Below are 21,168 nucleotides of genomic sequence, written 5' to 3'. Positions count from 1 at the left end.
CGTTTGGAGAACCATTGGATCAACTTCTTGAACTCTTCTGGATATTTCTCAAAGTAAACCTGCTTAGCACATCGGGTCCCGCCTCCGTTGGTTTGTTGTATCACGAGGTTGTCGGCAAGCTGGTCACGGAGGGACAATTTGTGCAGGCGGTGGGGTTATCGTCCGTGTTGCCGGGGAGCGACGCGCTTCAATTGGCGATGTATGTCGGCTATGCCGTGGCAGGCATTCCCGGTGGATTTGTCGCTCTGCTCGCATCCATTTTGCCGCCGACGCTCATCATCCTCGGTGTGACGATGATCCTGCACCGTCTGCGGCGCGAGGCGTGGTTGAGCAGTTTCATCGAGGGACTCACCCCCGCCATTTCGGTATTGATGCTCTTCGTGGCATGGAAAATTTTTGAAAAGGGCGGTTCCACCGGATGGGAAGGCTGGGCAATCGGCATCGTCAGTCTGATCGCCATGTTTCTTAACGCCCCCGCGCGTATTGTTGTCGTGCTGGCGGGTTTGATCGGGGTCTTTCTCTTGCGATGAACGAAACAAAAGTATCCGTCTGGCTTCGTTTGTTATGGATGTTCCTCAAGGTGAACGTGCTCTCGCCGTCCGGTCCCGCATCGGTGGGGTTTTTATACGAGGAAGCGGTGGGCAAGATCATGACCGAGGAGCGATTTGTCGAGGCGGTGGGTTTCTCGAATGTGTTGCCCGGTAGCGAGGCATTGAAACTTGCCATGTTCGTCGGTTTTGCCGCGGGGGGAATCCCCGGCATGTTTGCGGCTCTGCTCGGCGCGATCCTGCCGCCCACGGTGTTGATGTTGATCGTTGCATCGTTGTTACAGCGTTTTCAACAAGAGAGTTGGCTTGTTAGTTTTGTGGCAGGGATGAGTCCCGCTGTCGCCGCGTTGATCGTGGTGGTGGCGTGGGAATTGTTCCGCGCGGGTTCGAAGAAAAAAATAGACCGCCGCGTGATCCTGATCGCGCTTCTCAGCGCGATCGCATTCTGGTTTGAAATTCCATCGCCGTTCGTTTTGCTTGGGGCGGGCATCCTCGGCGTTATCCTGTTTGGCAGGCGAGGCTTCAAATGAAATCCGAATTTCTCATCGTAACGAACGGCTTCAAAGGGACATGGTCTGCCATTGAATATGGCGCGGCGCTCGCCTCATCCATGCGAATGAAGGCCACGCTTCTCGGCGTGACCGAGGAACTGAACCCTGCGGCGATAGACGATCATCATCCGCTGGAGGATATCTTCGCGCAAGCCGTGGAGTTGTTTCAAAGGTTGGGAGTGGAGTATACCCTTGAGATTCGTAACGGCGTATCCGAGCGCATCATCCCCCAGGTTGCTAACCGCGGAGATTTCATCACGGTGGTCAGCCCATTGGGAAGACCGCAACTCAAGCGCTGGCTCACGGGTCGCTCTATTCGATTGTTGATGGAGCAGATTCATAACCCGATCATGTACGTGCCGCAAGCGCGCTTGCCGGTGAAAAAATTATTGATCACCGTGGGCGGGCTGGGATATGGCGAAGCCGCGGAGAACATCGCTGTTCAAGTTGCGCAAGCCAACCATGCGGAGGTCACAATCCTGTATGTGGTTCCGCCCACCGATTTGGATTATCCCAGCACGCGCAATGTGCAAACGCATGTCAACGACCTGGCAGAAACCGACACCTTGCCGGGGCGCAGTCTCAAAAAAGCATTGGAGATCGCGCAAGGAGCGGGCTTAAACGCAACAGCCAAAGCGCGGCAGGGAATTATTGTGGAGGAAATTCTGGCTGAGATTAAAGAGGGCGCGTACGATCTTGTTTGCATGGGGTCGGCGTACAGCGCGAATACCTTGCGGCAATATTATGCCCCCAATGTTACCGCCGAGGTGGCAGACTCGTCGCCTTGTCCGGTATTAACCGCGCGGTTCACGCGGCGAACCTGATTTCTCGGCTCGTCGATGCGACTAGCGCAATCCCGGCGTGTATTTCTTTTCCCACTCGGCGATCGCGGCGCGAATCACCGCTTTCACTTCGGCGTCTGGCACTTCGTCCACCCCGGTATATTGCGAAGCGCCGACAGTGACGATCACCCCGCCTTCTGCGGATTGACTCATTGAAATGTCTCGGTCTGCCAGCGCCGACCCGGCAAGTTTTTCTTGCAATACAAGGTTGATCTGCCCAACGATGCTGGTCGGCGGCGGGGCGGGTTTCTTTTCCGCGGCAGGCTCGGCAGATTTCGCCGCGGGTTTGAAGGAAACCGGCGAAAGAGGAGTGGATGCCGGGTTGGTCGAAGCAGGCAGAGGCTGGGAGAGAGGCGGTTGAGGCGCAGGCGGAGTCGCCGCATAGTTCAATCGCTGGTCGTATTCAGGAGTGAGCGCGGGCGGGCTGTCGAACTCCCGCGTGAAATTTTCATTTTCCTTTTTGGGTTTCAAAACGGCGGGGTTATCTTCTACCGCAACAGGGGTCGGTTGGGTTTTTGCGGATTCTTGCTCTTCTTCACGCTGTCGTTTTTTATATCCCGTACTACGACCCTCGTAAAATCCGATGGTGTAGAAGACCAAAACGGCGATGATCCATCCAGCAATTGACCAGTTGATTTCCATGATCTACTTTAACCTTTGACAATTCGGGCAATAATGTGTGCCGCGTTGACCAACTGTGACGCGTTTAATCTTCGCGCCGCAGTTTTTGCACGGCTTTCCTTCGCGGTCGTACACTCGAAAATAATTTTGAAATTCTCCGCCGCGATAGACCCAATCAATGGATGCGCCGTTGCGGCGGATGCCCTCGCTCAACACCTCGCGGATCGCGTCATGCAGACGTTCAGCCTGTTTCGCCGTGACTGAACTTGACTCGCGCCTCGGATGAATCTTTGCGATGTTCAAGGCTTCGTCGGTGTAGATGTTGCCCAGCCCGGCGAGGAAGGTTTGGTCGAGCAGGAGCGGTTTGAGGTGGCGATGTCTTTTATGTAGCGCCGCGTGGAGCCACTGCGGCGTGAAGTCTTTGCTGAGGGGTTCGGGACCGAGTGTGTTGAGGAGTTCCGCCGGGTCTGCCAGGAGCCAGACGCGCCCGAACTTTCTTGTGTCGTTGAATGACAGCGACTTGTTGTCAGATAGTTTAATTATAAGTCGGTCGTGTTTCTCGGCTTGTTTTGCACTGTCTTTAATATGAAGGTCGCCGCTCATGCGGAGGTGGATGAGGAGTTGAAAAGTGGAAAGATGAAGGATGAAGTATTTTGCGCGCCTGCCAACCGCTAGAATTTTCTGCCCTTTGATCTGTTGGGCGAATTGTTTCGGAGAGGGGGTTGCAAGCGTTCGCGCCCAGCGCAGGTCGGCGGAGAGGATCGTCCTCCCGACGAGTTCAGGTCTTAGTTTTCGAGCGATGGTTTCAACTTCGGGAAGTTCGGGCATGTTTCAGTAGCCAGTTATTAGTGAGCAGTGAACAGTGAACAGTGAACAGTAACCAGTCTACTGTCCACTGATGGCTGTTTATTTGTCTTACTCGTTGAACATCTCGCCCACGCTCCGCCCTTCGTGCGCGCGGCGGATGACCTCTCCCAGCATGGGGGCGATCGAAAGAACGGTGAGCCGTCCCTTGAGTAGTTTCGATATTTTCGGAGCGATTGGGATGGTGTCGGTTGTGATTATGTGTTTGATCGGTAGTTTTGCCAGTCGTTTCGCGCCGTCTTCCGAAAAGACCGGGTGGATGAACGCCAGATAGATATTCCGCGCGCCGTTCTTTGTGACCACGCCGACCGCCTGCTCGATGGAGCCGCCGGTGAGCACTTCATCGTCCACGATCAAAACGTCCTTATCTTTTACGTTGCCGATCAGCGTTAAGGCTTTGGCTTTTGAGTCGTTGGCTGTGCGCCTTTTTTCAATGAAAGCGATCGACGCGTTCAGGTCGCGGGCATAGTTGCGTCCCTTTTTGGCGAAACCCAGATCGGTGGCAACCACCACGAGTTTTTTCATCTGCGCGCGCATGTTTTTGTTGATGTGCGCGGTGATCATGTGCGAGGCGGTCAGCACATCGCCGGGGATCGAGAAGAAACCCTGAATTTGACCGGCATGCGGGTCGAAGGTCATGTAGCGGTCCGCGCCCGCGCTTTCGATCATGTCGCAGACGAGGCGCGCGGTGATCGGCACGCGCGGCTGGTCTTTTTTATCCGAACGCCCATAACATAAATACGGGACGACCGCCGTGATGCGCGCCGCCGAATCGAGGCGGATGGTCTGGATCATGATCAGCAGTTCCATCAGGTTGTAATGCACCGGCGAGGAGGTGGTTTGGATCACATACACATCCTGCCCGCGCGCGCTGCGCGTCAACTTGACGAAGATGTTTTCGTTGGGAAACTGGATCACCTCGCGCGGGCTGAGTTGCTGGTTCAAATAATTAGCGATCTTTTGCGCGAGGTCGGGCGAGCCGGTGCCCGAGTACAGTTTAATCTCGCCGTACATTTTCATATCGTGATGATGTCCTTGCTGGTTCATACCTTCTCCTGCTTTGAGTTTCCGTTCAATAATTTCTTCACCGCCTCATGCGGTGATAGAGTTCGTTCGACGACTTGTTCGACGACTTCATTATATGTTTTGTTTTGGATATTCTTGAAAAAGCGACTCATCAACGCCTCCTGCAAAGCCGTTTCCAACTCGGACCTCAACCTGGCGCGGTCGCGGGAAGCCCAATCGCCGGTGATGCGGAGATGCTCGGCGTGCTTCGCAATCGCTTCGGCAACCTCCGCGATTCCCTTGCCCTCGGTCGCAACCGTTTTGTTGATGGGGGGAATCCAAATCGCCGAGTCACTTTGAGCCGCAGAAGAGTCTGGCTCGAGGGCTGGGAGATTTTTCGACCCGGCTGGAACCATAACCGTCATTGCCTGTCCGTGATGGCGATAGACGCGCGGGGTTGGGTGAGCAAGCGCAAGCATGGAACGAAGCGCGCGTTCCGTATGCTCCACGCCGGGGCGATCCGCTTTGTTGATGACAAGCACATCGGCGATTTCTAAAATTCCCGCTTTGATGGCTTGGATATCGTCGCCCAAGCCCGGCGCTTCGACAACAACAGTGGTGTGCGCGAGTCTTGCAATATCCACTTCGCTTTGCCCCGCGCCGACGGTTTCGACGATGACGATCTCATAGCCAGCCGCATCGAAGACCTGCGCGAATGCGGCGGTCGTCTGCGCGATTCCGCCGACCGAACCGCGCGAAGCCATCGAGCGGATGAACACGCCGTCATCGCCGGAGAGATCGCGCATACGCACGCGGTCTCCCAGCACCGCTCCGCCCGTGAACGGGCTCGACGGGTCCACTGCGATGACCGCGACTTTTTTACGCGAAGCGTCCGTTTTGCGATAGTGCAATGCGAGTTGATTGACGAGCGAGGATTTCCCCGTCCCCGGCGCGCCGGTCACTCCAATGAGATGCGCCTTGCCGGTGTGCGGAAACAGTTCCGCAAGCGCGGCGCGTCCCTCGGGCGAATCATTTTCCACCTGCGTGAGCAGTCGCGCCAACGCGAGGCGGTTGCCTTCGAGGATTAATGTTATCGCATTTGTCATGGCGTTAAAACATCTCTTGCTGAACAATCCCTCGTGAATTCGGAATTTTCAGGTTGTTCAGGATGCTAGTCTTAATTGGGCGTTTTTCATCCCAGAAGATTAGAGCGGATAAAAATGTTTGTGCGTTTTCGGAAAGTAAAAAATCAAAAACATCTTTGGCTTCTTCATGATTTTCGAAACTCAAAAAATAAATTGTATCGTCGAAAACAATCGGTTTGCTTTGCGCCTGACCTATAAGCCGAAAATTCAGGTTTTTATACAGGCTACAAATTGCAATTTTCCATGGAGCAAAAGTATATGATCCAATTCCAAAAATTGAAAAACGAGGATTGTTCTGATAAATTTTGCTTTTCCGAGAATCTAAATAGTTTGCATGAGATTCAAGGTATGACCATAGTTTCGGAGCGATGATTTTAAGTGGCTTGGTTTCTTCACCTACAGACCTTTGCGTCACAATCATGGATCGTTTCGTCTCTGAAATCCTATTGTTGGCTATATCTGAGCCTTTTAATAGCGGGTAAATGAAATCCGTCTCAACATTTACAACTTCGCCCAAACCATTTAGTAATGTTCCGTCATTTTCCGTGAGTTCCATGATTTCGGAACAATCATGCTTGATCCCCGAACGCCATTTTTCGCTGGAAGCGCCAAGCAGAAATTCAAGCTCATCAAAGGCATTCAAATCTCTTACAGTCAATCCTTGGCGATGACCAACTTGATGCTTAGCTTGACTTGATAGAGAATCGAAAACATCATAGTCGTAATTGTGCATTGATGGATCGAAATGGCAATATAGCAAACAGGCGTCCACTGCCGCCCTGAAATATTTCATGGCGTCAATATGGTAGATTGCGGAGGAAGCCAGCCCTTTATTCGATTTGTAGAGATGGCTCAGGAATTTTCTGGCAACCGACGTTTTGACAAGCATTGCAAGGTATCCTTTGCGATGCAAAAACCATTCGGAAACTTTGATCAGCATGAATTCGGAAATATCGAAGTTGCTTTTACCAGTCATAGCGTCCAAGCCGCTCAGGTTTTGAAAATTTTCTTTATTAGGGAGGTTCGTCCCGCCGATTGAGCCTTGAGTGGCATTTGTAACCCAGGGGAAGTTCCCTAAGACAAGAACATCCCCTTTTGTTTCTTTGAGTAAATCGTTCCAGTTGAAATTAAAGAAGTCGCCTTCCCTGATCTCAACGGCTTCCGGGCAGGGAAAGGTTTGTATCTTCGAAGTGAATTTCTCGATATATTCTGTGTTGACTTCAACGCCAATAAATTTCTTGACATGTGGGAATATCTGAGCGGCAGATTCGATGAATGTTCCTAAGCCGCACGTCGGCTCAATGACGAAGTTTGGAATTATGCCGATCTCCAGCAGTTTCTTGCAAACCAAATCAGCCAGCTCTTTGGGAGTCTGAAAATCCCCATATTCGATTTTTTTGTTTTTTTCGAGTGAGGCGACCATTATTTTGCTCGATAAACCAAAACGACGCCGTCTTCTTGACCGGCCTTTTCAATGGCTCTGGAATATTGCAATCTCCATTGTAAGGCATTGGAAATTGTTAGAAATCCGAGCTTTGGAGGGTTGAGTAAAATCTCGTTGGCGATTTTGCCCGCTTCAATTTCATCTATGGGCAGGTTTCTGTCAAACATAAAAGCAACCAAATCCTCTTGGTTGCCGTCGTTCTGTAGGATATTTAATAGACCCTTTGTGGTTACAAAGTCGGCGGTTCTATCCAATTCTACAAAAATGGTGTGGAGGATGTCCAAGGTTGCAGTCTTGAATTTCGGCTGATCTGCCTTTTGGTAGACAAAGACAAGAAGCGAATACCCTAGACCATATATCTTTTGCCGCGCGGATTTGAAAGGACACGACGATTGAGGTTGAGTAATGCTTGTAACCTTCATGTCCACATTCAGGCCGGGAAAATCTATCCCGCTCGCGGAACTGCCCTCTTCAAATTCATACTTGCCTCTCAAATATTGTTTGAATTTATGTTCAAGATACGTTCCGACAGCCTTCCCGTCTGTCACCCCAAACAAACTTTTCTCCTTGTGGCTGGATTCCATTTGCGAAAACTTTTGAGCTTCTCGTTTTAGTATTTGGATCGTCAGTTTAGGCATCTGTTCTCCACTCGAAGGTACGCAATACGCAACACGCAGTACGAACTACTTCATCGCCTCGCGGATATCCTTGACGATATCCTCCGTCGAAGCGCCGGGACCGTAAATACCGGTGATGCCCATCTCCTTCAAACGAGGCATGTCTTCGTCAGGGACGATGCCTCCGATAAAAACTTTCACCTTGTCCTGCCCGTTAGACTTGAGCAACTCCACGATGCGCGGCGCGAGCGCCATGTGCGCCCCAGAGAGGATGGATAGCCCGACCACATCCACGTCTTCTTGCAATGCCGCTTCGGCGATCATTTCCGGAGTCTGGCGTAAGCCGGTATAAATGACCTCCATGCCGGCGTCTCGCAATGCCCGCGCGACGACTTTTGCGCCGCGGTCATGCCCATCGAGACCGGGTTTGGCAACCAAAACACGAATTTTTTGCTCGTTCATGCGTCCTCCGCGAATGAAATCTGGCGTGATTATACTATGAGGGTTGTTGGGTTTTTCACTCAGAGACCTCCGCTTCTTCGCAACGACTTTGAAATTCACAGCGCGTTCCATGCGCCGGCTCATGAATCAAAATATGCTATACTTTGACCATGCAATCGGAAACGGATTGGACTCAGTGGGCTGAATCCCTGCAGAGACTCAAACTCGACGGACTCGTTGCATGGGTCCTCGATGCAGGCGCTCCTCTAACCGTGTTTGGCGCGCAGGTGATGTACATCACCCAACCTTTCATTGGCGGGAAACACACAACGGCGATTGCTCGCATGCTCGAATCAGATCAAGAGACTCAAGCCTTTGCTCGCATCTTGCGCGGCGGGAGGGCGGCATGATCGCGCTGGGAATCGTCGTTATCGTTGTCCTGCTTTTCGTTATCTTTCTCGCGTTGCGGCGGAGATCGCCAGCCACGCTTCGGCGCATCCCTGCTTTTGATCGTCTCAACCGCGAGATCGGCTTGGCGGTTGAAAACGGAACCCGGCTTCACATCTCACTGGGACGCGGCAACTTCTTTACCGCGCGCGGCGGCTCGGCTCTGGCAGGGCTGGCGCTCGTGCGACGAATCGCCGAACGGACTTCGGTCAGCGATCGCCCGCCAATCGTCACCTCTGGGGATGCCGCCATCACGATCCTCTCACAAGACACGTCGCAATCCGGGTATCGCGCGGCTGGGGCAGAGGAACAATTCCGCGTCACCGCCGGACGGGTGACTGGTCTCTCGCCTTTTGCCTACGCCGCCGGGACGATTCCCATCTCCCGCGACGACAACGTTTCCGCCAACATCATCATCGGCGACCTGGGTCCCGAAGCCGCCCTCGTTGCCGAAGGCGCGGACCGGCAAGACGCCAGTCTCATCGGCGCAAGCGACAACCTCACAGCGCAGTCCATCTTTTACGCGGCTTCACAAGACCCATTGATCGGCGAAGAATTATTTGCCTCCGGCGCGTACGTGGGAGCGGGCTTGTCTCATGAAGCAAGTTTGAACACACAGGATGTGTTGCGCTGGATCCTGATCGTCGTTATTCTTGGTGGCTCATTGTTGAAACTGATCGGGCTGGCTTTCTGATGCGAGTCTTTACGGCGGCATTCGCCATTGCGGCTGGTATTCTGGTTCTGCTCGGCTATTTCATCGACGCGGATGCGTTGAGCTATATCGGGTCGCTCATTACCGATTGGGCGATCATCATAGGGGCGTTCGCCGCATTGATCGGCATCATCAACCTCATTTTCGTTCACATGGAAAAATTTCGCGCCCGTCAGGCTGGTGGAATCTATAGCGTGCTTCTTGTCATCGCTCTAATCTTTACCACAGGGTTTGGCTTGCTCCTCGGCCCGGAAAACCCATTCATGCGCCTGGCAATAGACGCGATCATCGTGCCGGTGGAAAGCGCGCTGATGGCGATCCTTGTCGTCACCCTGATCTACGCCAGCATCCGGCTGTTGCGCCGGCGCGCAGATTTAATGTCTGTCATCTTTTTAGTGGTCGCAATTTTAGTGTTGATCCTGATCATGCCCACGCCGATAGGACAGTTGCCAGGCGCACAGCAATTGCTCGATTTCGTGAACGCCTTCTCGCGCGGCGGCGCGCGCGGTTTGTTGCTTGGCATCGCGCTTGGAACATTGTTGACCGGGTTGCGCGTGCTGTTCGGCATCGACCGCCCGTATGGGGGGAATTAACCATGGACGGCTTGCAATGTCCCAACTGCGGAAAGGAAAACCCGGATTTTCTGGATAACTGCCAGTTCTGCCAGGCGCCGCTGAGAGCCGAGTCTTCTGTCCAGTTTGGAGAAAGCCCCGTCAAGAAACATACCGGCGAACTCGAGCCGATCCTGCCGCAATGGTTGAAGGATGTCCGGCAACAGGCGCGGGAATCGGCGGAGGAAAATGCCGCGGAAGAAGCCGCCAAACCCAAAGTCAGCAATGAGCCGCCCGATCTGTTAGCTGGGCTTGCCGCGCAGGCAACTGATGATGGAGATGAAACGCCCGATTGGCTGGCGGGGATCAATCCGCCTGGAAAAACAAGCGAGGCTGAAAAACCATCCGCGCCGGAATCGATTTCAGACTTCTTCGCCCAATTTGAAAAAAACGATCCTGAACCGCAACTCCCGCGCGCCGAAGAAGAGCCTGCCTCGCAATCGGAAAACATGCCGGTGTGGATGAGCGGTTCGACCGATTCGGCGCAAACCCAATCAAAAGACGAACTATCGGAATGGTTCGCGCAAGCCTCGACAGAGGCAAGCCCTCCCGTTGAAATCGAACCCAATGAACTGGGTTGGATGACCGATGCCGCCTCGTTGCCTGCTTTTAACCAGCCTGAGCCTGCCAAAGAACCGGAAGATCTGAGTTGGCTTCACGAGCTCGAAGACTCAACAAAACAAGCCGAACAATCATCGTCTGCTCCGGCGTTCGCGTCAGATTCTTTGCCCGGTGCGGACGCCTCGACGCCGGACGATCTAAGCTGGTTGAATCAACTCGGCGGCTCATCTGCCATCGCGTTCGACGCGCCAACGCCCGCTCAACCCGAAGAACAAAAACCCGCCTCTACTCCCGATGATCTTTCATGGCTGAACAATCTCGGCGGTGTAGAGATACCGCTCACGCAAGACGAATCATCCATGCCGGTTTCGCCCGCCGAAGCCCTCAATTGGCTGACGCCGCAAGAGGGTCAAAAAGTGTCGCCGTTTGAGGAGAAGCCGTCCGATAACAATCTCGAATGGTTGAAAGGCGGCGGGCAGGAAACTCTCATCAACCCAACGCCCGCCGAATCCACTTCGCCGTTCACAAAGATTCCCACCGGGTCGCTCGATGGCGGTGATGCGGTTCCCGATTGGCTGAAGAGCGCGACCGAGGAACCATCTATGCCGGCGCCCGGCGCGCTTTCAGATTGGTTCAAGGATGATGATGCGGCGGCTCATTCCCCGCTTCAACCTGTTCCCATCGACCCGGGCTTTATCCCAGCCCCTATGGATGCGGGATCGTTATCGAACCAGGATATCGACTCGTTATTCTCTGTGGAGATGCCGGCGTGGTTGTCTGAGTCTGAATCGAAGTTTGAAGCAGATGCGCCGCAACAAATGCCCGCGCCATCTGAATCGTCTGATGAATCGCTTGCCCCGGAGAGCCTGCCTGCATGGGTGCAAGCCATGCGTCCCGCCGAATCGGCTGTAGTTGCCGAGCCAGTTTCAATGTCGGACGAAGCGGAGCGGGAAGGTCCGCTGGCGGGGTTGCAGGGAGTCATCCCCGTTGCCCCGATCGGCTCGTCGCGCCGCCCCAAAGCGATCTCGCTGAAGTTGCAAGCCTCCGACGAGCAACAATCGGCGGCGTCGATCCTTGAATCTGTGCTGGCAGGCGAAACTACCGCGCGGGCAATCGGCGCGCAATCCATCGTCACATCGCAACGGATTCTCCGTTGGGTGTTGTCTGGTCTCTTCCTTATTGTGTTGAGCGCGATGATTTTTATGCGAACGCAGAACCTGCCGATCTCCACCGACCTGCCGGCGCCGGTGCGGGCGATCGTGAGCATTATTACCCGCCTGCCGCAAAACTCCAGCATTTTGGTCGTCATCGATTATGAGCCGGCGCTCGCGCCTGAACTGGAAGCGGTCAGCGGACCCTTGCTCGATCACCTCGTGCTGACCACGCGCGCCCGGCTGGTTTTCATTTCCACGTCGCCGAGCGGGACGGGGCTGGTGAATCGACTTCTGCTCAATACCGGGATCAGTTCGCCGGCGGGGATCAATTACCAACCCGGCGCCAACTACGTGAATTTAGGCTATCTGCCTGGCGGCGCTTCCGGGGTGCGTGAATTTATCAATGCGCCGTCTACTGCCATGCCCGGCGCGGTGGAAGCCGCATTCTCAGAATATGCCGCTGTGGTTGTGCTCACCGATAACGGAGAATCCGGTCGGTTGTGGGTGGAGCAACTGGTGGCGAGGAATCAGGCAGATACAGGCTACTTTGCGTTTCAACCGCTTTTGTTCGCGGCAAGCGCCCAGGCAACGCCGTTACTGCAACCCTACGTCGACTCGGAACAGATCAATGGGATGGTGGGCGGGCTGGCAGACGCGGCTCGTTATGAATTTGTCAACAACAGCCGTCCTGGCATCGCGCGCATTTATTGGGACGCGTTCGGAATTGGCATGGTGTTGGGCGTTGTGATGATGGTCTTTGGAAGCCTGTGGAGCCTGATTGCGGGCTTGCGCGCAAGGCGTAACGCGGCGGAGGCGGGATAGCCATGTCCATCGATTTTCTCGCCGGGCTTGTTGGGTTGATCCTCACTTTGCTGATCTTCAGTTATTTGATCGGCGATAATCCGTTATTTCGTTTGGCTGTATACCTATTCATCGGCGTTTCGTCCGGTTATGCCGCCGCCGCCATCTGGCATTATGTGTTAATCCCAAAACTGTTCAATCCATTGAGGAACAACGACCCAGCCCAGTTGATTTTGGCGGTCATTCCCTTCATCCTTTGCTTCACCTTGTTTACCAAACTTTTGCCGCGCATTTCGTGGATCGGCAACTTTGCCATGGCAATTTTGGCCGGGGTGGGAGCCGCCACCGCCATAGGCGGGGCAATGCTCGGCACGTTGATCCCCCAGTCGCTGGCGGCAATGGATATGTTCGATGTGCGCGGCTTGGATGCCGCGCAGGCGTTCACTCGTTTGGCGCAAGGCGCGATCATGCTGGCTGGCACGGTGGCGGTGTTGGGATATTTTCAGTTCAGCGCCGGGCGCGCGCCAGATGGAACGCCCAAACGCAATCCCTTCTTCGAGGGCGTGGCGTGGCTCGGGAAAGTTTTCATTGCCATCACCTTTGGGACATTATTCGCCGGTGTGTACATGGCGGCGTTGACCGCCATGATCGAACGGTTGAGTTCGATGATCAATTTCATCCGCCAGTTGGCTGGAATATAACGTATGCCTGCATCCCTTGTCCAAACCGAATCCATCCTCGCCATTGATGTGGGCGCGTCTGTAACGCGCGCCGTGTTGTTTGATGTGGTCGAGGGCGAGTATCGTTTTGTCGCCTCCGGGCAGGCTCCCTCCACCGCGGAGGCGCCATTCAAGCATATCGGCATCGGCGTGCGCGAAGCGATACAAAATTTGCAGGCTGTGACCGGCGCAACCTTGCTCGGTTCACAAGATAATAACATCATCACGCCCGCGCAACCCGACGGTTCCGGCGTGGATGGGGTGGTCGCCACCATGTCGGCGGGACCGGCGGTGAAAACTGTGATCGCCGGCTTGCTTTCGGATGTTTCGCTTCAGAGCGCGCGACGTTTGGCTGAATCCACATACAGCCGCGTGGTCGACACCCTCGACCTCTCGGACAAACGCCGCCCCGACCAGCAATTGGATTCCATCGTGAGATCGCGACCGGACCTCGTCATCCTCACCGGCGGCACGGATGGCGGCGCCTCGCGCTCGATGCTGAAGATGCTCGAAGCCGTTGGGCTTGCCTGTTATCTGATGCCCGGCGAAAAACGTCCCATGGTGCTTTACGCGGGGAATCACAAACTTGCCAACGATGTGCGGGAATTGCTCGGCGGTCATGCCGGGAAATTGCAGGTCAGCCCGAACGTGCGCCCGTCGCTTGAAGTGGAAGACCTGGAACCAGCCAGCAATGTGCTCGCGTCATTGGTGACGAACCTCCGTCAGCGGCAGATCAAAGGCGTGGACGAGTTGTATAACTCGACATCGGGAAATTTACTGCCGACCGCGTATGCGCAAGGGCGCATGATCCGCTTTTTGAGCCGGCTGTACGAATCGACGCGGGGGTTGTTGAGTGTGAACATGGGCGCCTCGGCGGCGACGGTTGCGGCGGGCTTCAATGGCGAATTGGCGCTGGGGGTGTACCCTCAGTTTGGGTTGGGCGAGAACCTCGGCGCGCTCCTGCAATATACCGAGATCGAACAGATCATGCGTTGGATGCGGCTTGATATATCGTCGAACACGTTGCGCGAGTTCCTCTTTCAGAAATCGTTGTATCCGTCCACCATCCCTGCCACGCAGGATGAACACGCCATTATGCAAGCCATTGCGAGACAGGCGTTGTATCTTGCTGTGCGCTCCGCGCAGAAAAACTTCCCCGCCAGCGCGCGCGCTTCGCGCGCCGACCTGATGCCGAAGCTCGACTTGCTGATCGCAGGCGGCGGCGCGATTGCCGATAGCGGTTCGGTGGGGCAAAGTCTATTGTTATTGCTGGATGCGATTCAACCCGTCGGCATTATGCCGTTTTTGCTCGATCAGAATAACCTTCTGCCGATGCTGGGCGCGGCGGCAACACGAAGTCATTACCTGCCGGTGCAGGTGATCGAATCTGGCGCGTTCATCGGCATGGGAACGGTTGTGTCGGTGATCGCCTCGGCGAACTACGGCGAGACCATCCTCCGCGCCAAACTTACCTACGCGGATAAGACCGAGGCGCGAGCGGATGTGAAATTCGGCGGGCTGGAGATCATTCCCCTGCCAAGCGGCCAGACTGCCCGCCTGGCGTTGAGTCCGCTTCGACGGGCAGACGCAGGCTTGGGCGCGGGAAGAAGCGGAACCGTCACTGTGACGGGCGGCGCGTTGGGCGTCGTCATCGATGCGCGGGGGCGCCCGTTGAATCTTCCAGCCGATGCGGTGCGCCGGCGCGAGTTGATGAAGCGCTGGTCTCATGCGGTGGGAGGTTAATGACGATGCTTGCGCCTGTTTTACATATTCTGCCGCTTGCCACGATCGTGCGCGAACGCCTCTTGCCGGTGGCTGGCAAGGTGAACGCGCATTTGAACCAGCGCGTGAGCCCTACGGATGTGATCGCCGAGGCGAACTTCGCGCGCGAACATGCGCTGATCGATGTGGCGCGAACGTTCAATGTGCCGGCGAAACTTGCCGACCGCATGATCAAGGTGAACGAACGCGACCGCGTGGCGCAAGGCGCATTGGTTGCCGAAAGCGGCGGGATGTTCTCGCGCAGTATTCGCGCGCCTCGCGCTGGGCGCGTGATGGTGGCGGGCGGGGGGCAGATTCTGATGGAAGTGGGCGATGCGAAGATCGAACTCCGCGCGGGTTTGCCCGGCGTGGTGACGCAGATCATCCCTGAAAAGGGCGTTGTGATTCGCACGGCGGGCGCGCTCATTCAGGGAGTGTGGGGGAACGGACGGATCGACAACGGCTCGATGATCAGCCTGATCGAAAAGCCCGATGATGTTTTGACCGCCGACCGACTCGATGTGAGCGTGCGCGGTTCGGTGATCCTCGGCGGGCATGTGCGCGACGCCGACACTCTGCGCGCGGCGGCAGATGTGCCCGTGCGCGGGCTTGTCCTCTCGAGCATGTATTCTTCGCTGTTGCAATTGGCGTATCAAATGAAATACCCCATCCTTGTTCTGGATGGGTTCGGCGCCATGCCGATGAACTCGGCGGCATTTAAGTTGCTCACCACGAACGATAAACGCGACGCCACAGTGAACGCGGAGCATTTTGATCGGTATAACGGCAACCGCCCCGAGGTGATCATCCCATTGCCGGTGACCAACGAACCCGAGGAGCCGAATTCATACGATACATTCGCGGTGGGGCAAACTGTGCGTATGAAGCGCCAGCCTCACGCGGGAATGATCGGGTCGATTGCGAACTTGCGCCCGGGGTTGAGCGAACTTGCCAGCGGTTTGCGCGCGGCGGCGGCGGATGTGCGCCTGGAGAATGGCGAGACCGTGATCGCGCCTTTGGTAAATCTTGAAGTTGTGGGATAATATTTAAAATTCGTCTGAGGCAAAACGAACGTTAGCCGAATGACGATGACTTGCATAGGAGAATGAACGATGTCCACATTCAACGAAACCTCAATCGATTACGACGACGAGAATCCGCCGGAGGAATCCAATAACCGCACGTTCCTGTTTGCCGCGGGCGGGTTGGGTCTGCTGGTGTTGCTTGCCTTGCTGTGTCTCGGCGCGTATGTATGGTACTCGTTGAATAATAACCAATCCGCTTCGCAGACGGCGTTGGCGGAACAAACGCGCCAAGCCGCGACGATCCAGGCTGGGTTGACTCAGACCGGGGTAGCCAACGCGCTGACCGCCACCGCCGGCGCGACCGCCACCCTGCCTCCCACCAATACGCCGGTTATCGCTCAGGCGACCAATACCGCCGGAACGCCGGGCGCCGCCACTGCCACCCCCGGCGGGCCTACCTTCACCCCCAGCGGGCCCACCTTCACCCCGAACGTCCCCGCCACGGCAACAGTGGGCGCGGCGTTCACGCAGATCGCCAATACCACCCAGACCGTCATTCCCACCTCGACCGCCTTACCCAACACCGGCTTCGCCGATGAAGTGGGTATCCCCAGTTTGTTCTTCGCCGCGCTCGCGCTGGTGGTTGTGATCTTTTTGGCGAGAAGGTTAAGAGCCGCGCCGGGGAGATAAAGTTCTTATTCAGGGCTTACGCAGAATGAGTATTTTGTCCGCTAATCTACGCCAATCCCCGCGAATTTTCAAAGGAATAGCGAAAGCTCGCGAAGAGTAGTGGATAAATCTTGGGTTTTGCGTAAGTCCTATTATTGAGATGCACAGACCCTAAAGGTATTCATCCTTTAGGGTCTGTGTTTTTCATCGAAGTTGTCAGACAGATTCTGTAGCCTGTTTTGTAGCCTGGGGTGTGGGACAATGATTCGCAAAACAAAAACTACTACCCTGTGGCAAGGGGGAACGTGACCAATGAACCCAACCCAACCCAACCCAACCCAACCCAACCCAACCATGAAAGGGACATTAAGCGCCCGCGAATTTGAGGTATTGGAATTGACTGCACATGGGCGCAACGCTCGCGAGATCGCATTCGTTCTTGGAATTGAGGAATGTACAGTCCGCTTTCACATCAAAAATATCCTCAGTAAACTCAAGGTAAGGAACTGTGCCGCGGCTGTGTACCTTGCCTTAAAAAATGGATGGATCGCGTAGCCCTAGCTCCTATTGCTTCAAAGCAATAGGTACTTGAAAAGACTATCAATTTAGATAGTTGTATTTGCGCTTGGTTTTTGGTACGCTGTTCATTGACAAAGACAGGAAAATTTTGATACTGGCAACTTCCATATTCAGGAGGATTCTATGCGAACTCACTTAAGTACAAAAAAGAAGATGCAAAGCGATCATTTTCGCCTCAGAAAAAGATTTCTGACAAATGTAGGTGTAGTTGTTCTCTTGATAATTGGGTTAGGGTTTTTATTTGTCCCTCAGAAAGCATACGGACAACAGCCAGAACCGATGAGTGATGGATTGCTTTATCTCCAGTCTGATGCTCCCGGCCGTTCCCAAATAACTCATAAATCAGAACCATTAGGCGATGAAGATTCTGAAATCGAAGACACCTTTATCCCAGCTGGTTGCGCGACTCTCGGCATGTACGCGTCCCCGCATGGACCGTGGCTGGCAATTGACATAACCTGCGAGGCAAGCGGGTTTGTGCAAGTAATTAATGTTGCGTCAGGCAAGGGTGTTGATTTAGATTTAAATCTAACCCAGGACAGTTCTTTTCTTAATTGGGCTCCAACTGGAAATGAAATTATCTTGAGAGACGGAAACCTGCCAAACTCCCGTGTCTACCAGATCCAAATCAATAGTGGCAAGCATCAGCAATTATCGGTTCCAGGCAATACATATGATATAGCCCTTTCAACGAATGGCAGGCGTATGATCTATTCCCTCACGCAGGGTTTGGGCTATGGCAGTGAAACCTGGATCGCAGACATTGACGGCGGGAATGCGCAGCGCATACTGGTAGAGCCAAATCATATCATCGCTTTTGCTCATTGGTCACCGTCTGAAAAAGAGATCGCCTATATTCGCATGCCCGATTCGAATATTCCGTTTACCATTGGCGAACTCTGGGTGATGGGAGGTGATGGAGAGAATCCTGCATTGTTAGGCTATGCAGACGCCGGACACGGTTACCGACCCGCATGGTCACCGGATAGCCAACAAATTGCTTTTGTTGTGCGAGAACAAAATGGCGAGGAAATCGATTCAACAGGTTATGACGCCGATTATATTGCCGATAAGTTGATTAGCAATATCTATATCGCTGATCTACGAGATCGAAAAATCTTGAAGATGACTCGGTTTGAAGGAGCATTGACTGAAACCCCGGTCTGGTCACCCGATGGAGAATATCTTGCCTTCAACACGACAGCAGGCGGTAGTGGAATGGATATATGGGTTCTTGATATGCTTAATAACAAGCTGAATCAAGTGACTCATGGCGCGAATGCTCGCCACCCAGCCTGGTTGTCTGTTCCGTAGTCAGGGTAAAAGAAAATGTGGTGGAAAAGATCTGTTTTGAAAGCAATAGTGTCGTTACTCGCCTTATTCCCCGTTCTATTGGCTTGTCAACCGGGTGAGGTGTCTACGCCCTCAGAAACAGCAACGCAACATCTCCAAGCGGCAACCTTGATATCACCCTCTCCAATTGCAGAAACACCTATTGTCACTTTGACTGCTAAAGTATTGCCTACGCTCACCACCACAAATACTCCACAACAAGATGAGACGACTCCTGTAGAACGATTATGGTTCAGTGTAGCGGCAGGTGGAGCAGTTTCACGCCCTGATTGGGTAATTGCATTTGCTAATTCCGATGGAACGGGCTTGGAAATGCCCACTCTTTTTGAGCCTTATCGTTCAATTGGAAATGCTGGTAGAAACTTGGCTTGGTCTCCGGATGGTCGGTATCTAGCATTTGATGGCGCAAACGAAACATATTCATGCAATATCCCGGTAGGCACGGATTGTTTTAAGACAAATTATGGAATTTCTATTGCAGACATGGAAAACTCTTTAATTACCAATCACTTGGAAGGCACGTTGACCAATCCTTCGTGGTCGCCTTATAGTCAATACATTGTCATTTCTAGGAAAGACCTTCAAGCCGACCCAAAAAATCTGGAAAGCGGGACTGGTTATTTATTCAGATATGATATAAAAACCAGACAAAGCCAGCAATTAACTAGCGGAACTTTAAGTGACATATACCCTGCCTGGTCTCCTGATGGCAACTGGATCGCTTTTCTTCGCTATACCTCAGATTTACCGCGCTGCGGACCCGTCCCTTCACTCATTTTAGATTGTAACCATGCCAGTCTATACCTCATTCATCCGGATGGGACAGGTTTGAAATTGCTAATTGATGATGTTCGTATTGAGGCAGGTGATGGTGGTGACCATCTTCCTTACAATGCCCCTGTTTGGTCTCCGGATGGCAATTGGCTTGCTGTGCTTGTTGGCAATGAACAATCAGATATCGCACTGGTCAATGTTGATAATAATGAGGTTAAATTATTAGTAGTCAATGAGGCGAAAGATTATTATCCTGCTTGGTCTCCCGATGGCAGTACCCTAGCATTTGTCAGTAATCGCGAGGGGAATCATGAAATATACCTAATCTCTGCTGATGGGACAAATCTGGTAAATCTTACACAAAATACGGTCAACGATTTTGCGCCCGTTTGGTCACCGAGTGGACGTTACATTGCCTTTTTATCAGATTATAAGCTTTTTGTGATGAATGCCGATGGAAGTGAGTTGGCAGAAATAATGGGTAAATATATATTTGCAGTTGGACGACCAACATGGTTATCTGTTCCGTAGGCAAACAAGATGTTGATCAACAAAGTAATAAGCAACAAGTCGAATTTATATACATTGCTGGCTTTAATGACGATCTTGGTTGCCTGCAAGCCAGTTAAAACATCCGCGCCGATAACACTAACCCAACAGGCTCCTACTGCAACTACGATTATATCTACGCTGACTGCGTCAACACCGACACCAACTATAGCTGTAACTGCACCCCCCACCTTAATACCCTCTGCTACTTCATTGTCTACCCCTGCAACTCCCTACCCTGAAGAATGGTTGGCATTTGTTGATCGAAAACCCACGGGGATTTTCCCGAATACCTTCATTTCTTTTATCCGCCATGATGGAAGCGGTTTGTTCCATCCTAAGATGTTCGAAAAGTTCTATGATATGGTCGAATATTCATTAGTCTGGTCGCCGGATGGGAAATACCTGTTGTTTGATTGGAGCGATTTTGGTCCAACGATGACCAGGAGACCAGCCATTCATGTGGCAGATCCACTACAAAAAAAAGTGACTCTGGTAGCTGCGAACAATGCCTGGGTCTTTCCATCCTGGTCACCTGACAGCGAATGGTTTGCTACTTCTCTCCTGACAACTGTAACGAATCAGGAAGGAAAGGAGCAGGATACTTACAACCTCTTTCGAGTGAATTCAAGTACATTCCAAAAAGACCGAATTACAACCAGCACATCCAGCGATCTATTTCCAAGCTGGTCACCTGATGGCAAGTGGATTGCATTCTTGCGATATACACCAGAGTCTATGACACCAAAACCGGGTACTGGCACAGAGTGTGGAAGGATTCCAGACCCTTCAGACTTTTATACAGGTTGTATCTATGCAGATCTTTATATCACTCGCAGAGATGGGAGCAATTCTGTGCTCTTGCTGAAATCCGTTTATATTCGCATGGATCGGGATCAAAGAGATAGTGTTTACAACAATCCCTCTTGGTCACCAGACAGCAAGTGGTTGGCAGTGTTGACCGGTAGTGAGCAGCCGGATATTACCTTGATAAACATCGAGACCGGAGAAACACGAGTGTTGGTATCAGACCCGGCGCTGGATATTTACCCTGTCTGGTCGCCCGACGGCAGTAGATTGGCATTTGTCAGCGACCGAGAAGGGAATGAAGAAATCTATCTGATTTCTCCTGATGGAAGCAACCTGGTCAATTTGACCAACAATGCTGGAAGCGATTTTAATCCAGTGTGGTCGCCTAGCGGGCGATATATTGCCTTTCTTTCCACTCGGGATGGATTGTTTTCCCTATACGTGATGAATGCCGATGGAAGTAACCAAACAAAAGCTTATGAAGGCTTGGTTTACACACGACCAACTTGGTTCCCTTTGATCGGTGTGGATTTGAAGAAATATTTCGGTTTTGGAAATGAATGAT

At 53.2% G+C, this 21,168-nt stretch carries 22 protein-coding genes; 15 read left to right on the top strand and 7 right to left on the bottom strand.

Translation table 11 applies throughout. The annotated features are described in order from the left end of the window. Window positions 1-14 precede the first annotated feature (14 nt). Genes AC16KF_RS10465 through AC16KF_RS10455 form a run of 3 tightly spaced genes read left to right on the top strand, consistent with a single transcriptional unit; the run spans window position 15 to window position 1,923 of the window. Complete coding sequence (locus AC16KF_RS10465; protein WP_484037260.1) at window positions 15-530, top strand: chromate transporter; 516 nt, start codon at window positions 15-17, stop codon at window positions 528-530. Next, on the top strand, window positions 527-1,078 hold the full coding sequence (locus AC16KF_RS10460; RefSeq protein ID WP_484037259.1) for a chromate transporter: 552 nt from the start codon (window positions 527-529) through the stop codon (window positions 1,076-1,078). The genes AC16KF_RS10465 and AC16KF_RS10460 overlap by 4 nt, the downstream gene beginning before the upstream one ends. Further along, window positions 1,075-1,923 (top strand): universal stress protein, encoded by an 849-nt coding sequence (locus AC16KF_RS10455; RefSeq protein WP_484037258.1) that lies wholly within the window; start codon window positions 1,075-1,077, stop codon window positions 1,921-1,923. The genes AC16KF_RS10460 and AC16KF_RS10455 overlap by 4 nt, the downstream gene beginning before the upstream one ends. A gap of 21 nt (window positions 1,924-1,944) precedes the next feature. Here the strand turns inward: AC16KF_RS10455 and AC16KF_RS10450 are convergent, their stop codons facing one another. The 7 genes from AC16KF_RS10450 to AC16KF_RS10420 all read right to left on the bottom strand — a co-directional run bounded on the left by AC16KF_RS10450 (window position 1,945) and on the right by AC16KF_RS10420 (window position 8,099). Continuing rightward, on the bottom strand, window positions 1,945-2,583 hold the full coding sequence (locus AC16KF_RS10450) for a hypothetical protein (protein ID WP_484037257.1): 639 nt from the start codon (window positions 2,581-2,583) through the stop codon (window positions 1,945-1,947). 3 nt (window positions 2,584-2,586) lie between these two features. After that, window positions 2,587-3,390: a bifunctional DNA-formamidopyrimidine glycosylase/DNA-(apurinic or apyrimidinic site) lyase gene (gene mutM, locus AC16KF_RS10445; RefSeq protein WP_484037256.1), complete on the bottom strand. Its 804-nt coding sequence runs from the start codon at window positions 3,388-3,390 to the stop codon at window positions 2,587-2,589. Window positions 3,391-3,477: 87 nt separating this feature from the next. Further along, window positions 3,478-4,473: a ribose-phosphate diphosphokinase gene (locus tag AC16KF_RS10440; protein WP_484037255.1), complete on the bottom strand. Its 996-nt coding sequence runs from the start codon at window positions 4,471-4,473 to the stop codon at window positions 3,478-3,480. Next, window positions 4,470-5,537, bottom strand: coding sequence for a methylmalonyl Co-A mutase-associated GTPase MeaB (meaB, locus tag AC16KF_RS10435; RefSeq protein WP_484037254.1), 1,068 nt, complete (start codon window positions 5,535-5,537; stop codon window positions 4,470-4,472). Before meaB ends, AC16KF_RS10440 begins: the two co-directional genes overlap by 4 nt. Window positions 5,538-5,541: 4 nt before the next feature. Then, the gene (locus tag AC16KF_RS10430) at window positions 5,542-6,999 is read right to left on the bottom strand and encodes an SAM-dependent methyltransferase (protein WP_484037253.1); all 1,458 of its coding nucleotides are present in this window, start codon (window positions 6,997-6,999) and stop codon (window positions 5,542-5,544) included. Next, window positions 6,999-7,658 (bottom strand): type II restriction-modification system restriction endonuclease, encoded by a 660-nt coding sequence (locus AC16KF_RS10425; RefSeq protein WP_484037252.1) that lies wholly within the window; start codon window positions 7,656-7,658, stop codon window positions 6,999-7,001. The genes AC16KF_RS10430 and AC16KF_RS10425 overlap by 1 nt, the downstream gene beginning before the upstream one ends. 45 nt (window positions 7,659-7,703) lie before the next feature. Beyond that, window positions 7,704-8,099: a cobalamin B12-binding domain-containing protein gene (locus AC16KF_RS10420; protein WP_484037251.1), complete on the bottom strand. Its 396-nt coding sequence runs from the start codon at window positions 8,097-8,099 to the stop codon at window positions 7,704-7,706. Window positions 8,100-8,248: 149 nt separating this feature from the next. Between AC16KF_RS10420 and AC16KF_RS10415 the strand changes: the two genes are divergently transcribed. The 12 genes from AC16KF_RS10415 to AC16KF_RS10360 all read left to right on the top strand — a co-directional run bounded on the left by AC16KF_RS10415 (window position 8,249) and on the right by AC16KF_RS10360 (window position 21,167). Then, window positions 8,249-8,488: a hypothetical protein gene (locus AC16KF_RS10415; RefSeq protein ID WP_484037250.1), complete on the top strand. Its 240-nt coding sequence runs from the start codon at window positions 8,249-8,251 to the stop codon at window positions 8,486-8,488. After that, entirely contained in the window at window positions 8,485-9,219 is a 735-nt protein-coding gene (locus tag AC16KF_RS10410; protein ID WP_484037249.1) for a DUF6754 domain-containing protein, read from the top strand. The genes AC16KF_RS10415 and AC16KF_RS10410 overlap by 4 nt, the downstream gene beginning before the upstream one ends. Continuing rightward, window positions 9,219-9,830: a hypothetical protein gene (locus AC16KF_RS10405; protein ID WP_484037248.1), complete on the top strand. Its 612-nt coding sequence runs from the start codon at window positions 9,219-9,221 to the stop codon at window positions 9,828-9,830. Before AC16KF_RS10410 ends, AC16KF_RS10405 begins: the two co-directional genes overlap by 1 nt. A 2-nt stretch (window positions 9,831-9,832) precedes the next feature. Beyond that, a complete protein-coding gene (locus AC16KF_RS10400) occupies window positions 9,833-12,385 on the top strand; it encodes a hypothetical protein (protein WP_484037247.1) in 2,553 nt (850 codons plus the stop codon). Between the two features lie 2 nt (window positions 12,386-12,387). After that, entirely contained in the window at window positions 12,388-13,065 is a 678-nt protein-coding gene (locus tag AC16KF_RS10395; RefSeq protein ID WP_484037246.1) for a hypothetical protein, read from the top strand. 3 nt (window positions 13,066-13,068) lie between these two features. Then, window positions 13,069-14,826 (top strand): glutamate mutase L, encoded by a 1,758-nt coding sequence (locus AC16KF_RS10390; RefSeq protein ID WP_484037245.1) that lies wholly within the window; start codon window positions 13,069-13,071, stop codon window positions 14,824-14,826. Next, on the top strand, window positions 14,826-15,887 hold the full coding sequence (locus AC16KF_RS10385) for a hypothetical protein (RefSeq protein ID WP_484037244.1): 1,062 nt from the start codon (window positions 14,826-14,828) through the stop codon (window positions 15,885-15,887). The genes AC16KF_RS10390 and AC16KF_RS10385 overlap by 1 nt, the downstream gene beginning before the upstream one ends. 69 nt (window positions 15,888-15,956) lie before the next feature. Continuing rightward, window positions 15,957-16,559 (top strand): hypothetical protein, encoded by a 603-nt coding sequence (locus tag AC16KF_RS10380; protein ID WP_484037243.1) that lies wholly within the window; start codon window positions 15,957-15,959, stop codon window positions 16,557-16,559. A 291-nt stretch (window positions 16,560-16,850) separates the two neighbouring features. Next, window positions 16,851-17,093, top strand: coding sequence for a response regulator transcription factor (locus AC16KF_RS10375; protein ID WP_484037242.1), 243 nt, complete (start codon window positions 16,851-16,853; stop codon window positions 17,091-17,093). A gap of 147 nt (window positions 17,094-17,240) precedes the next feature. Continuing rightward, window positions 17,241-18,431 carry a TolB family protein gene (locus AC16KF_RS10370; RefSeq protein WP_484037241.1) on the top strand — a complete coding sequence of 397 codons (1,191 nt, stop codon included), beginning with the start codon at window positions 17,241-17,243 and terminating at the stop codon, window positions 18,429-18,431. Between the two features lie 36 nt (window positions 18,432-18,467). Continuing rightward, complete coding sequence (locus tag AC16KF_RS10365; protein WP_484037240.1) at window positions 18,468-19,775, top strand: TolB family protein; 1,308 nt, start codon at window positions 18,468-18,470, stop codon at window positions 19,773-19,775. A 9-nt stretch (window positions 19,776-19,784) separates the two neighbouring features. After that, window positions 19,785-21,167, top strand: a complete 1,383-nt coding sequence (locus tag AC16KF_RS10360; protein ID WP_484037239.1) for a TolB family protein — start codon at window positions 19,785-19,787, stop codon at window positions 21,165-21,167. Window position 21,168 lies beyond the last annotated feature (1 nt).

The sequence above is a fragment of the Candidatus Defluviilinea gracilis genome (assembly GCF_057138825.1).
The sequence above is the reverse complement of the archived record's forward strand: the minus strand, read 5'-3'. Positions and strand labels throughout refer to the sequence as shown.